The organism is Lysobacter sp. yr284 (assembly GCF_900107375.1).
Taxonomy (GTDB): Bacteria; Pseudomonadota; Gammaproteobacteria; order Xanthomonadales; family Xanthomonadaceae; genus Lysobacter.
Genome location: NZ_FNPT01000002.1, coordinates 105,544 through 119,095, shown reverse-complemented (window position 1 = coordinate 119,095; position 13,552 = coordinate 105,544). Strand labels below are relative to the sequence as shown.

The 13,552-nt window shown below is 72.0% G+C and carries 12 protein-coding genes; 4 read left to right on the top strand and 8 right to left on the bottom strand.

Annotated features, from left to right (window positions below):
- Positions 1-228 precede the first annotated feature (228 nt).
- Together BLV01_RS05585 and BLV01_RS05580 are read right to left on the bottom strand one after the other, a co-directional pair.
- Entirely contained in the window at positions 229-726 is a 498-nt protein-coding gene (locus BLV01_RS05585; RefSeq protein ID WP_057946784.1) for an acyl-CoA thioesterase, read from the bottom strand.
- A complete protein-coding gene (locus BLV01_RS05580) occupies positions 723-1,325 on the bottom strand; it encodes an NADPH-dependent FMN reductase (protein WP_091795076.1) in 603 nt (200 codons plus the stop codon). Before BLV01_RS05580 ends, BLV01_RS05585 begins: the two co-directional genes overlap by 4 nt.
- Positions 1,326-1,480: 155 nt before the next feature.
- On the opposite strand from BLV01_RS05580, the gene BLV01_RS05575 reads away from it, so the two are divergent.
- Positions 1,481-1,894, top strand: coding sequence for a hypothetical protein (locus tag BLV01_RS05575; RefSeq protein WP_139178521.1), 414 nt, complete (start codon positions 1,481-1,483; stop codon positions 1,892-1,894).
- A gap of 87 nt (positions 1,895-1,981) precedes the next feature.
- On the opposite strand, the gene BLV01_RS05570 is transcribed toward BLV01_RS05575, so the two are convergent.
- Positions 1,982-3,412: a M16 family metallopeptidase gene (locus BLV01_RS05570; protein WP_091795070.1), complete on the bottom strand. Its 1,431-nt coding sequence runs from the start codon at positions 3,410-3,412 to the stop codon at positions 1,982-1,984.
- Positions 3,413-3,422: 10 nt separating this feature from the next.
- Positions 3,423-4,838, bottom strand: coding sequence for a M16 family metallopeptidase (locus BLV01_RS05565; protein WP_091795066.1), 1,416 nt, complete (start codon positions 4,836-4,838; stop codon positions 3,423-3,425).
- A gap of 186 nt (positions 4,839-5,024) precedes the next feature.
- On the opposite strand from BLV01_RS05565, the gene BLV01_RS05560 reads away from it, so the two are divergent.
- Entirely contained in the window at positions 5,025-5,513 is a 489-nt protein-coding gene (locus BLV01_RS05560; protein WP_091795063.1) for an NUDIX hydrolase, read from the top strand.
- A gap of 34 nt (positions 5,514-5,547) precedes the next feature.
- Here the strand turns inward: BLV01_RS05560 and BLV01_RS05555 are convergent, their stop codons facing one another.
- The 4 genes from BLV01_RS05555 to BLV01_RS05540 form a co-directional block, all read right to left on the bottom strand.
- Positions 5,548-6,339, bottom strand: coding sequence for a hypothetical protein (locus tag BLV01_RS05555; RefSeq protein WP_091795060.1), 792 nt, complete (start codon positions 6,337-6,339; stop codon positions 5,548-5,550).
- 292 nt (positions 6,340-6,631) lie between these two features.
- A complete protein-coding gene (locus BLV01_RS05550; protein ID WP_139178520.1) occupies positions 6,632-7,348 on the bottom strand; it encodes a hypothetical protein in 717 nt (238 codons plus the stop codon).
- 190 nt (positions 7,349-7,538) lie between these two features.
- A complete protein-coding gene (locus tag BLV01_RS05545) occupies positions 7,539-8,864 on the bottom strand; it encodes a dicarboxylate/amino acid:cation symporter (RefSeq protein WP_091795054.1) in 1,326 nt (441 codons plus the stop codon).
- Between the two features lie 185 nt (positions 8,865-9,049).
- Positions 9,050-9,496, bottom strand: a complete 447-nt coding sequence (locus BLV01_RS05540; protein WP_091795051.1) for an ArsR/SmtB family transcription factor — start codon at positions 9,494-9,496, stop codon at positions 9,050-9,052.
- Between the two features lie 379 nt (positions 9,497-9,875).
- Between BLV01_RS05540 and BLV01_RS05535 the strand changes: the two genes are divergently transcribed.
- Together BLV01_RS05535 and BLV01_RS05530 are read left to right on the top strand one after the other, a co-directional pair.
- A complete protein-coding gene (locus tag BLV01_RS05535; RefSeq protein WP_139178519.1) occupies positions 9,876-11,549 on the top strand; it encodes a M12 family metallo-peptidase in 1,674 nt (557 codons plus the stop codon).
- 203 nt (positions 11,550-11,752) lie between these two features.
- Positions 11,753-13,459, top strand: coding sequence for an alkaline phosphatase (locus BLV01_RS05530; RefSeq protein WP_091795045.1), 1,707 nt, complete (start codon positions 11,753-11,755; stop codon positions 13,457-13,459).
- Positions 13,460-13,552 lie beyond the last annotated feature (93 nt).

Genomic DNA, 13,552 nt, shown 5'->3' with positions numbered 1-13,552 from the left:
CTTGCGCAGCTCCTACAGCCGCTGCGCCCGCCACCTGTGCGAGACCGCGCCTACAAACCGCTCCCTGTAGGAGCGGCGCGAGCCGCGACCGCGGCGCCGCGCTTGCGACGCGACCGGCTACCCCGCGGTCGCAGCTTGCGCAGCGCCTACAGCCGCTGCGCTCGCCAGCCGCGCGAGACCGCAGCCAAAGGAGCCGCCCCGCTGCGTCCCGACGAAGCGCAGCCGCCCTCAACCTTCGTGCACGTACCGCTCGACCGTCGCTTCGATGCCCTTGCTCAACTCCATCACCTTGAGCGCGTATTCGGCCAGGCGCTTGTCGTCGTCGGTGACCGGGGTCCACGGCGGCACCGGGGTGGGCTTGCCTTCGACCGTGTCCATCGCCACGAACACGATCACGCAGTGGGTGCACAGGCGCTCTTCGGGTTCGCCGTCGTCCAGGCCCGGGTCGCGCGCTTTCACGTCGACGGCGAAGTGCATGCTGCTGGTGCCGGTGTGGATCAGCTTGGTGTGGACGGTGACCAGGTCGCTGATCCGGATCGGGGCGACGAAGCGGATGCCGCCGACCGCGACCGTGACGCTGTACTTGCCGCTCCAGCCGACCGCGGCGGCGTAGCCGGCCTGGTCGATCCACTTCATCACCATGCCACCGTGGACCTTGCCGCCGTAGTTGACGTCGGTGGGCTGGGCCAGGAAGCGCAGGTTCAATTCGCGTTGCTGGCCCTTCATGCCGCCGCTCCGAGCACGCGCAGGTGGCGCACGACGGCGGCGCCGACGCGGTGCACGGCCTCGCGCTGGCGTTCGTCGGAGAGTTCGCCATAGTCGTGCAGCTTGTCGCCGGCCTGGCCGACCGCGACCTGCTGCGGCACCACGATCAGGCCGAGCTTGGCCAGCGCGTCGCGCAGCACCAGCAGCGAGCGCAGCCCGCCCAGCGGCCCCGGCGAGGCGGAGACGATGCCGGCGACCTTGTCGGCGAACAGCATGGTGCCCGAACGGCCGTCCGGCAGCGGGCGCGAGATCCAGTCCAGGGTGTTCTTGACCAGCGCCGGCATCGAGCCGTTGTACTCGGGCGTGGAGATCAACAGGCCGTCGTGCTGCGCCATCAGTTCCTGCAGGCGGCGCGCGTTCTGCGGCATCGCCTCGGCTTCGATGTCGCCGTCGTAGACCGGCAGCGCGTAATCGCGCAGCTCGATCAGTTCGACCTGCGCGCCGGCGGCGCGCGCGCCCTCGGCCAACACCGGGATCAGGCGGCGGTTGTAGGAACCCGAACGCAGGCTGCCGGCGAAGGCGAGCAGGCGCGGGGGCGAAACGGTGGGGCTGGCGGACATCGACGGACTCCTGGGCTGGCGCCGGCCAATTATGCGCGAGCGGTGCGCGGGCCGTGCGCGCGCACGGCGCGCGGGCCGGCGCTTGCAAGCCGGCGCCGGCGGCGCGATGCTCGCCGCGTCGCCGGCGCGCCGCCGGCTCGGCTCGGGGATGAGCGATGGGACGCACGATTCTGGCGATGATGGTCGGCGTGGCGCTGGCCATGGCGACCATGCTGTTGTTCGAGGCCGGCTACGGCCTGCTGCATCCGCTGCCGGCCGGCGCCAACGCCCAGGACCCGGCGACGATGAACGCCCACATCGCCCAGGCGCCGCTGCCGGCGCTGCTGCTGGTGCTCGGCGGCTGGGTGGTCGGCGCGCTCGACGGCGGCCTGGTCGCGGCGCTGATCTCGCGCCGGCACAAACGCGTCGCGGCGCTGGCGGTCGGCGTGGTGGTGGCGCTGGGCGTGATCGCGGTGACCTCGATCTACGTCCATCCGCGCTGGATGCAGATCGCCGGCGTGCTGTTGCCGCTGCTGGCCAGCTGGCTCGGCGCGCGCATCGCGCAACGGCGCGCGGCGCCCGCGCCATAACGCCTCCGCAACGCCTCGCGCAACGCCTCGCGCAACGAAAAACCCCGGCCGCAGCCGGGGTTTTTCGCGATCGGCGAACGCGGCGCGTCACTTTTCCTGCTTGAACTCGCCGTACTCCTTGAGCTGCGCCTGCACCGCCTTGTAGTCGCCGACCACCACGATCGACTGATCCTTGGCGGCGTAATACTTCTTCGCCATCGCCTGCACCTGGTCGGCGCCGATCGCGCGGATCTTCGGCACGTACTCGCCGAGGAATTCCGGCGGCAGGCCGACCAGCCAGTTGCCGGCCAGGCTGGAGGCGACCGAGCGCTGCTGCTGGTTGCCGATGAGGTAACCGCCGGCGACATAGCGCTTGGTGTCTTCGAGCTCCTGCGCCGGCACCGGGTAGTCGTTGAGGCGGCCGAACTCGTAGACGAACTCGCCCAGCGAGGCGCCGGTGACTTCGTTGCGCACGTCGGCCGAGGCCTGGATCAGGCCGCCGCCGCGCAGCGCGGTGAGGCCGCCGCGGGCGCCGTAGGTGTAGCCCTTGTCCTCGCGCAGGTTCTGCATCAGGCGGCTGCTGAAACCGCCGCCCAGGACGATGCCGGCCAGCTGCGCGGGCACGTAGTCCGCATCGGTGGCGGCGATGGCCGGGCGGCCCAGGCGCAGCGCCGACTGCACGCTGCCGTCGCGCTGCACGAACACGCGCTGGGCCGGCGCGCTGCGCCGCGCGGGGGCGACGTCGGCGACCGGCTCGCCGCTGGCTTTCCAGTCGCCGAACGAGGCTTCGGCGAGCTTGAACGCCTGTTCGGCGCCGACCCGGCCGGTGATCACCAGCAAGGCGCGGTCGGGACGCAAGCGGCGCGCGTGCTCGGCGCGGACCCGCTCGGCGGTGACCGCGTTGATCGCCGCCTCGGTCGGCTGGCTGCGCGCGTAGGGATGGTCGCCGTAGACCGCCGCCAGCAGCGCGCGGGTGGCCTTGAACCCGGGCTGCGCCTGCGCGGCCTTGAGGCCCTGCAGCGCGTTGGCCTGGGCCAGCTTGACCTCCTCGTCGGGGAAGCTGGCGCCTTCGGCCACGTCCGACAGCAGTTGCAGCATCGGCGCGGCCTGCGACGGCAGCGCGTAGCCGCTGAGGATCACCCCGTCGTTGGTCGCGTTGGCGCCGATCGCGCCGCCGTAGCCCTGCGCGGTCTCGGCGATGGCCTTGGCGTCGAGCTTGGCGGTGCCTTCCACCAGCAGGCCCGCATACAGCGAGGCGAAGCCCGAGGCGTCGGCCGCGTCGGCGGCGTAGCCGGCGTTGCGCACCGCCAGCACGTAGTCCACGCGCGGCAGGCCCTGGCGCGGCACCACCCACACTTCCAGGCCGTTGGCGAGGGTCTTGCGGGCGATCTGCGGCACCGGCAGCGCCTTGTCGGGCGCCAGCGGCGGCAGGCGTTCGGGCAGCTTCGGCGAAGGGGCGGCGCTGGCGGCGCCGGCGCCCAGGCCCAGGATCAGGATCAGCGCGAGCGACAGCGCGAGTCGGTTGTTGAGCAGGCTCATGGCGCTCTCCTCAGTTCTTGGCCGCGGCCGCGGCGGCGGGCGCAGCGGCGGCGGGCGCCGGGCCGGCGGCGGCTGGGCGGCGGTCGATGACGGTGCGGTTGGCCTGGGTCAGGTAGGTCCTGGCCACGCGCTGCAGGTCGGCGGAGGTCACGCCCTCGATCAGGGTCGGGATCTTGTTGACCACGTTGGCGTCGCCCCACAGCGTCTGCAGCACCGCCAGCGCGTCGGCGCGGTCGATGAAGGGCTCCAGGCCGTTGTACCAGTCGGCCAGCATCTTGGTCTTGACCCGCTTCAGCGTCGCCGCGTCGACGCCGTTCTTGGCGATGGCGGCCACTTCCTCGTCGATCGCCGCCAGCACCGCGTCGGCGCTGCTGTCGGGCTTGTACATCGCGAACAGGGTGTACAGCGTGGGGCCGTTGTAGCTCCACGGGTCGGTCAGGCCGTACAGCGGCTCGATGTTGAGCGCGATCTGGCGCCGCTTGACCAGCGACTGGTACAGGCGCGACGCGTCGTCGCCGGCCAGCACGCTGCCCAGCACCGCCATCGGCGCCTGGTCGCGGCTGCCGCGCGCGGGCATCTTCCAGCCCGCGGCGATCGCCGGCACCTGCGCCAGCGCGTCGGTCTGATTGATGCGCTTCTGCGCGGTGTTGAGGCCTTCGCTGTAGTCCGGCGCCGCCGGCGTCGGCCGCCCGGCGACCGCGCCGAAGTATTTGTCGGCGAGCTTGAACGCTTCTTCCGGCGAGATGTCGCCGGCGATGCCGAGCACGGCGTTGTTGGGGCCGTAGTAATCGCGATGGAAGGACTGCACGTCGGCCAGGCTGGCGTTCTCCAGGTCCTGGAAGCTGCCGTAGCCGTCGTGGTTGTTCTCCCACTTGTCGAACGCGTGCTGGCCGATGTCGATCCACATGAAGCCGCCGTAGGGCTGGTTCTTCACGTTGACCCGGATCTCTTCCTTGACCACGTCCTGCTGGTTCTTCAGCGAGGCCGGGCTGAAGTCCAGGGTCTTCATGCGGTCGGCTTCCAGCCACAGGATGCGTTCCAGCGCGGAGACCGGGGCGACCTCGATGTAGTTGGTGAAGTCCGGGCGGGTCGAGCCGTTGTTGCGGCCGCCGCCGCCGCTGATGACCTGGTCGAACACGCCCTTGGGCGCGGCCGGCGTGCCCTGGAACATCAGGTGCTCGAACAGGTGGGCGAAGCCGGTGCGGTTCTTCGGCTCCAGGCGCATGCCGACGTGGTAGACCACGCTGACGCCGACGGTCGGCGAGCTGTGGTCGGGCGAGACGACCACGGTCAGTCCGTTGTCGAGTTTCTTGACCGCCACCGGTACCTGCCAACGGTCGCTCTCGGCGGCGGACGCGGTAGCGAACGCAGCGGAGGCGAGCGTGGTCAGGCCGGCGAGCAGCACGCAGAGGTGACGCTTGCGCATGGGAGGCTCCGTTCCTGTCGTGGTGAACCGCGCCGGACGGCGCCGGACGCAGGTCCGCGCACATTAACCCGAGCCGCGGCCGGCGGTGCGGGCCGGAAGTCACAGGGGGCGACCGGCCGCGCTGGCCGTTGCGTCCACGATCGTCGACACTGTGCGCCCGATTGTCCGCCGCGCCGATCCCCGCCCATGCCGTACACCCCGATCGTGGCCACCCTGGGCTATGTGCTTTCGCCCGACGGCCGCCAGGTCCTGATGGTCCACCGCAACGCCCGCCCCGACGACCACCAGCTCGGCAAGTACAACGGCCTGGGCGGCAAGCTCGAACCCGACGAGGACGTGCTCGCCGGCATGCGCCGCGAGATCCGCGAAGAAGCCGGGATCGAATGCACCGCGCTGCAGTTGCGCGGCACCATCAGCTGGCCCGGCTTCGGCAAGCGCGGCGAGGACTGGCTGGGCTTCGTGTTCGTGATCCAAGCGTTCGAAGGCGAACCCTACGCGAGCAATCCCGAGGGCACGCTGGAATGGGTCGACCTCGACCGCCTGCACGAGCTGCCGATGTGGGAAGGCGACCGCGAATTCCTGCCATTGGTGTTCGACCGCGATCCGCGGCCGTTCCACGGGGCGATGCCGTACCGCGAGGGGCGGATGGTGTCGTGGACCTACTCGCGGGTGTGAGCCGCGCGGCGCCGAACGCAGCCGCCCGTCGCCGCTAGCGCGGCGCGGGTTCCGGGTCTTCGAGCGTGCAGCCCACCCGTCGCTCGACCTCGTCCCAGGCGGCCTCCCACACGCCGAACGGCGCCGGCGGTTCGCGATCGAGCGTGCGCACCCAGCCCAGCGGCGCGCGCTCGAACGCCTCGCCGTGGTAGCGCGCGTCCAGCGCCGCAACGCCGCGCGGCGGGTACGCTTCCAGCCACTCGCGGCGCGGCGTCGGCGGCAGCCACGCGCCTTCGGCGACGTGTTCGGGGCGGCTGTGATAGCGCACGTAGCAATGGCGCTCGTCGAGCTTGAACACGTACATCAGATCGATCACCCGATCGCGCACGCGGAACACCTTGCAGTCCAGGAAGCGATAACGGCGCTCGACCACTTCGCCGCGGCGCAGGTCCGCACCCAGCTCGCGCCGGCTTTGGCGCCAATAATCGCGCCATCCGCGCGCATCGCGCCGCGCCTGCTCCGCCGCATCCCAGCCCAGCGCGAGGGCGAAGCCGGCCAGCGATGGCGGCAACAGCCACAGCGGCGCGCCGCCGAACAGCCGGCCCACGGCCCAGATCGCCAGGGCCAACGACGGCAGGCCGAACGCGCAGCGCCACAGCGCGGTGCGCAACCACGGCGGCCGTCCGCGCCGCGGCCAGCGCGCGCTCGGCCCCGGCAGACGGCGCGCGCCGATCAGCCGTCTGCGTTCGTCGCGGGTCATCGTCCGCACCCGGGTTGCGGCGAACGGCATCGGCCAATCGGGGTCGTAAGGCCGCGGCGGCGCGGCGCGGGCGGGCGCAGCGCTCATGCGCGCGCCGCCTGCGCCGCGAGCGCCGCGGCGATGACGAGGCAGTGCCGTTGTCCCTCGGGCATGAGCCGGCTTCCATGTGGGCAGGTCGGGATCATGGCCGAGGCTGCGGGTCTGTCGCCACTGCTGCAAAAGCGTCGGGCCTGAAGGCCCTCCCCCAAGCGCAGGCCGCTGCCGCGGGCCGAAGCCACGCTTTTGTCGGGGGACATTCAGGGCTTTTGTGGGAGGGACTTGAGGTCTCTTATGGGAGCGCCTTCAGGCCCGACGCTTCGCGCTGCGCCGCGACAGCCCCTCACTCCACGCCCTGCGCCAACCGCTGCGCGATCTGCGGCCACTCGCGATCCCACAACTTCCCGTCCCAGTACCAGCCCGGCGTCGCCCAGCCCAGCGCGTCGCCCGGCTGGCTCGCCAGCGCCTCGCCCTCGAAGCGCAACGCCAACACCCGCCGCGACTGCGGCGCGCGCCGCAGCACCGCGCGCCGGCGCGGACGCGATTGCCTCGCCCGCGGGTCGGCGCCGTGTTCGGCGAGACGGATGTTTTCCGGGTCGAACACCACCAGGCAGCGGCGCTCGTCGACCCGCAGCAGGTGGATCAGCGCGTCGCTCTCGCCGTCGCGCACGTGGGCGGCTTCGAGGAATTCGTAATGTTCCTCCTCGACCACGCCGGCTTCGGCGTCGCGCCAGCACGGTCCGAACACGCGCCCGCGCCAGTCGCGCTGGGCGCGCGCGCCCTGCCCGGCGCGCGCGCTGGCCCAGGCGATGCCGAGCACGGGAGCGGCCAGCAAGATCCACGCCAGTTCCGGCCCGGCCTGGCCGCTGCGGCCGGTCGCGTGCAGCCACGCCGCGACGCCGACGGCCAAGGCGCACAGGTACAGCAACGTCGCCAGCGACGCCGTGCCGAGCCAGTCGAGGACGCCGGCCAGCCGCGAGGGCGCCACCTCGCTGGCCCTGCCGACGGCGCGCAGCAGGTCGCGCTCGCGCGCCTGCATCGCGACCCGTTCGATCCGCACCGGCACGTCAGTGCCCGGCGAGCGGCCGCAGCCGGTCTCGCATCCGCGCGGGGTTCGTCTTCGGCCTGCGCCGTGCCAGGGTTGCGTGCATGCGCGGCATTATGCCGGCGCGCGCGCGAGGCGTCGCGCGAATGGCGCGCCCGCACGCAGCGAGCCGGCCGCGGACTGCGCAGGCGGCGGGCGCGCGGCGCTAGGCCTTGCCTTCTTCTTCCAGACCCACGTTGCTCGACGCCGCTTCGTAGACCTCGCGGTCGAGCATCCCGGTTTCCTTCGCCACCAGCACCGGCACCAGCATCTGCCCGGTCACGTTGGTCATCGTCCGCATCATGTCGAGCACGCGGTCGATGGCGTAGAGATAACCGATGGTCTCCAGCGGCAGGCCGGCGGCGCTGAGCACCACGGTGGCCATGATCACCGCCGTGCCGGGGACGCCGGCGGTGCCGAAGCTGCCCAGCACCGAGGCGATCAGGACGATGAAATACTGGTCGGCGGTCAGCGGCGTGCCGGTGTACTGCGCGATGAACACCGCGCACAGCGCCGGGTAGATCGCGCCGCAGCCGTCCATCTTGATGCTCGCGCCCAGCGGCGAGGCGAACGCCGCGTAGTCCTTGTTGACGCCCAGGTTGTGCACGATCGAGCGCATCGCCACCGGCATCGCGGCGAAGCTGGACGAACTCACGAACGCCACCTGCATGCCCGGCGCCGCGCCGCGGAAGAACTTCAGCGGGTTGAGCCCGTGCGCCAGCAGCAACGCGCTGTAGACCACCACGATGTGCAACGCGCAGGCCAGGTACAGCGCCAGCACGAAGTTGCCCAGCGGCAGCAGCTTCTCGAAGCCGTAGGCGCCGACCAGCGCGGCGATGAGGCCGAAGGTGCCGATCGGGGTCACTTCCAGGACGAAGCGGGTGACCTGGATCATCAGCTCGCTGGCCTCGCCGACCAGCTTGCGCACCCCGGCGACCTTCTCGCCGAGCTTGACCATGGCGAAGCCGAGCAGGCCGGCGAAGAAGATCACCGGCAGGATCGAACCCTTGCCCGCGGCCAGCACGGTCTCGCCGGCGGCGTTCTTGGTCGCGCCGATGCCGGTCAGGGCGTAGAACGGATTGCTCGGCACCACGTCCAGCAGCACCTTGGTCACGCTGGGCACGTCGCGCGGCTTGTAGGCCGAGTCCGTCGCCAGCCCGATCACGCCGCTGCCGGGCTGCAGGATCGTGCCCACCGCCAGGCCCACCGCCACCGCCAGCACCGCGGTGATCGCGAACCACAAGAACGTGCGGCCGCCGAGCGCGGCGATCGACTTCTGCCCGTGCAGCGAGGCCACCGCGTTGATCACCGCGAAGAACACCAGCGGCACCGCGATCATCTTGATCAGGGTGACGTAGAGATCGCCCAGCGGCCCGAACCAGGTCTCCGCCGCCGGGCCCATCGCCCAGCCGGCCAGCGCGCCGAGCGCGAAGCCGGCGACCACGCGTTGCCAGAACGGGATGCGGAACCAGGCGGAGAACAAAGCGGTCATCGCGGGCTATCCGGGGCTGAGGGCGGGCAAGGACGGAACGGCGAACGCCCGGGCGGACCCGGGGGACGACACGATAAACAGCTTGGCCGCCGCGGCGCCGAATCCAAGTGCATAAGCGCGCAACCAAACGTCATGACTGTGAGCCGCATCGGCAAATCGGCCCCGCCGCGCGCGCTTCGCGGCGCTCACGGGCGCGTGCGGCCCGCGCGCGGCGCCGCGGCCGCGCGCTTGGTCGCGGCGGGCCTGGGCGTGCCCGGGGATGCGGCCCGCGCCGCGCCGGCGGCCGTGCGCGGCGCGGCCCCGGCGGCGGCGGCCGGGTCGGTTTCGGCGAACAGGATCGCGCGCAGCAGGCCCGGGAAGCGCTGCTCCAGGTCGTCGCAGCGCAGGGTGTTGAGATACTGCGTTCCGGATTTGACCGTGTGCACCAGCCCGGCCGAACGCAGCACGTCGAAGTGGCGCGACAGCGTCGCCCGCGGCAGGCCCAGCGCCTTTTCCTCGCTGACCCGGATGCACGACACCGGCTTGTCGCGGCTCAGGCCGCGCACCAGGCTCAGCCGCATCGGGTCGGCCAGCGCGTACAGCACGGCGGTGAGTTCGATGTCGGCGACGGCGGGGTGATGCAGGGGTCTCATGCTCTCAGCTTGCTACAAGCCCGCGGCGGTCGCCACGGCTTCGGTAGTTCCAAATATTGGAACTAGCCTAGCACGCGGCGGCCGTCCGGCCCGTCCACCCGGCCGCGGTGGCCGCCGCGCCGCGCAGCGCCCGCCCGCCGCGCACGCGGTGCCGGCGAGGGTCGCGCCATCGCGCGCGCCGCTTTGCCGATCGCGTCGCCGCGCTCAACCGGTGAGAAGCCGGTTTCCTACACTGATCGCGGTCCTCGCCCCGCGCCCTGCCCGGCCCGCCGTTCGCGGCTCGCCCCTGCGGCCCCGGCCGACGACCCCATACCGACAGCGGCCAGCGGACCGGCCCGCGTTGCGGATATTCCGAAACGTTTTCCATGAGGGAAGCACGATGAAATCACTGTGTATCGCAGGCTTGCTCCTGCTGACGGCGATGCCTGCCTGGGCCACGGCCGCGACCGCGGCGGTGAGCTTCACCGGCGGGCTGGACGGATCGCGCGCGCCGGCCAGCGCGCTCGCCGGCCACGCCAGCCGCACCGGCCGGGTCGAGACCCGGCTGCAGGCGCTGCGCGATTCGCGCCAGTCCGACGCCGCCCCGCTGGAACTGGCGCTGTTCGCCGACGCCAGGTTCGACGCGTCCTTCGTTCGCTGGATCGACCACGGCGGCGGCCGCGCGACCTGGGTCGGCCGCATCGCCGACAGCCAAGGCGGCGGGCAGGCGTTGCTGACCCTGAGCGCGGACGGCGTCTACGGCCGCATCGACGCCGGCGGCGCGCAATACGTGCTGGAAGGCGCGCTGTCGGGCAGCGCGGTGGTCCGCCAAATCGACCCCGCCTCGTTCGCCTCGCGCAACCTCGCCGAAGGCCTCCACCAGCCGCACCCGGGCCTGGTGCCGGCGAAGCTGGCGGCGCCGGCGCAGGCGCCGGTGCGCAGCGGCGGCAGCGCCAGCGCTAAGAGCGACGCCGAGGACGTGCTGTATCCGGTCGACGTGCTGGTGCTCTACACCGGCCGCGTCAACCAACTCCATGGCGGCGTCGCCGGCGGCCCGCCGGCCTCGGCGCTGGACAGCTACGTGCAGAACCTGTTCGCCGACGCCAACCTGTCGTTCGCCAACAGCGCCGTGCACCTGGGCGGGCTCAAGCGGGTCGCGCTGCTGCCTTCGAGCTTCAACGAACCCGCCGACGCCGGCTTCGACATCTGGAACACCACCCACGACCAGATGCGCGACAGCCTCGCCAGCTTCAGCAACCTCGACGCCTTGCGCATCCAGTACAACGCCGACGTGGTGGTGCTGCTGGTCGACGGCCGCCGCATGACCGCCACCTGCGGCCGCGCCAGCGTGCCCGCGCACCAGAGCGCCTTCAGCCAGTGGCGCGAATCGGTGGCCGTGGTCAGCGCCGGCTGCGCCGCCGGCGATCGCACCTTCACCCATGAGATCGGCCACATCCTCGGCGGCCTGCACGAGGGCGAAGGCGGCCCGCATCCGCCGTCCAAGTACGCCCAGGGCTTCGTCAGCGCCGCCGGCGGCTTCCGCACCATCATGGCGATCGGCGCCGGCCTGCCCGGCGGCTGCACCACCGCCGGCTGCGCCCGCATCAACCGCTGGTCCTCGCCGTACCAGAGCTACAACGGCCATCCGCTGGGCAACGCCACCGCCGACATGGTCGAGGCGCTGCACTGGATGCTTCCGACCGTGTCGTACTACAGCAAGCGCGGCAACATCGCCGCGCCCGGCGTGCCGCAGTCGGCGACCATCCAGACCTGCGAGAACATCGGCCACGGCCCCGGCGGCGAGGTGGTGATCACCTCCACCACCTACGCCAACTGGTCGCCGGCGCCGGGCTTGAACGAGTTCTACTGGCTGCAGAGCTCCGACGATCCGAACTTCAGCCAGGTGATCGGCCAGCCGCCGGTGTACGAGCTGTATCGCGGCGCGCGCACCGCCACCCGCATCGCCAACCCGAGCCTGATCAAGACCTACACCCGCCTGCGCGCCTGCAACAACGGCGTGGGTTGCACGGCCAAGACGGTGACGCGGCTGCCGACCTCGAACAGCTGCGATTGAGGCCCGCACCGGTGCGCTCGGCGCGGGCGCGCCGGCCGCACCGGTTTCGCGACGAACGAGGCGGCCGCGGCCGCCCCGTTCGACCGGCGCCGCGCGCGCCGCCGCCAGCCACGATCCGCAAAGCCCGCGCCGGGCGCGGTCCTTTCGCCGTCACGCACCCAGGGCATAATCGCCGGCTTGTCCGTTCATCGCCCGGCCCGCCCATGTCCAAGCTGCGTTCCGCCTCCGTCCTCCTCGTTCCCGCGCTGCTGACCGCCTGCGCGGCCGCCGCGCCGGCCACCCGCGCCGACGCGCCTTCGGCCGGCGTCGTCATCGACGTGCCGACGATCAAGCATCCGCAGGAAGAGACCCCGGCCTGGTGGTACCGCGACGGCGCCGCCCAGGCCGCGCAGCGCGGCGCGCCGGCGGCCAAGGCCCGCAACGTGATCCTGTTCGTCGGCGACGGCATGAGCCTGACCACGGTCGCCGCCGCACGCATCCTCGCCGGCCAGCTCAAGGGCGCGCCGGGCGAAGAGAACCGCCTGAGCTGGGAGCGCTTCCCCTCGACCGCGCTGAGCAAGACCTACAACACCGATTCGCAGACCCCCGACTCGGCCGGCACCATGAGCGCCATGGCCACCGGCGTCAAAACCCGCGCCGGCGTGCTCAGCATCGGCCAGAAGGGCGCGCGCGGCGACTGCGCCGAAGCGCTCAAGGCGCCGATGCTGACCTTGTGGGAACTCGCCGCCGGCAGCGGCCTGGCCACCGGCGTGGTCACCACCACCCGCGTCACCCACGCCACCCCCGGCGCGACCTTCAGCCATTCGGCCGACCGCAACTGGGAAAACGACATGGACCTGCCGGAGAAGGCCAAGGCCGACGGCTGCCTCGACATCGCCCGGCAGATGATCGAAAGCCCGTACGGCGCCGGCCCCGACGTGCTGATGGGCGGCGGCCGCGCCAACTTCATGACCGTCGAGCAGCGCGACCCCGAGTACGACGACAAGGTCGGCCAGCGCCTGGACGGCCACGACCTGATCGCGACCTGGAAGCAGCGCCACCCCGGCGGCAGCTACGTGTGGAACGCCAAGCAGCTCGCCGCGGCGCCGAAGGACCAGCCGCTGTTCGGCCTGTTCGAGCCCGACCACATGCAGTTCGAGCACGACCGCCCGCGCGACGGCGCCGGCGAGCCTTCGCTGAAAGAAATGACCCTGGCGGCGATCGAGCGGCTCAAGCGCAACCCCAACGGCTACGTGCTGCTGGTCGAGGGCGGCCGCATCGACCACGCCCACCACATGGGCAACGCCTACCGCGCGCTGACCGACACCATCGCCCTGAGCGAAGCGGTCGACGCCGCCAACCAGGCGACCTCGGCCGACGACACCCTGATCCTGGTCACCGCCGACCACTCCCACACCCTGAGCTTCGTCGGCTACCCGACCCGCGGCAACCCGATGCTGGGCAAGGTGCGCGGCACCAGCGGCGAAGACGGCGACCCCAACGACTACGCCCGCGACGCGCTCGGCAAGCCCTACACCACGCTCAACTACAGCAACGGCCCGGGCTACACCGGCGCCAGCGCGCAGCAGCCCGAAGGCCCGCACACCTTCCCGCACACCGTCAGCGGCACGCTGGAGATCGAGAAGGGCCGCCCGGACCTGACCCGGGTCGACACCGAAGCCCCGGACTACATGCAGGAAGCGCTGGTGCCGACCAGCAGCGAGACCCACGGCGGCGACGACGTCGGCATCTGGGCGCGCGGCCCCGGCAGCGCGGCGGTGCGCGGCAGCGTCGAGCAGAACACCATCTACCACTTCCTGCTGCAGTCCATGCCCAAGCTGCGCGCCTCGCTGTGCGCCAAGGGCGATTGCGACGCCCGGCAGATTCCGGTGACCCTGCCCAAGCCCGACGACTTCAAGAGCGCGCGCTGAGGCGCGCAGGCGCCGGCCGGTCGGTCGGCGCCGACGCAGAACCGACGGCGGCCCGTGCGCGGGCCGCCGTTTTTTTTGCGCCGATGGCCGGCC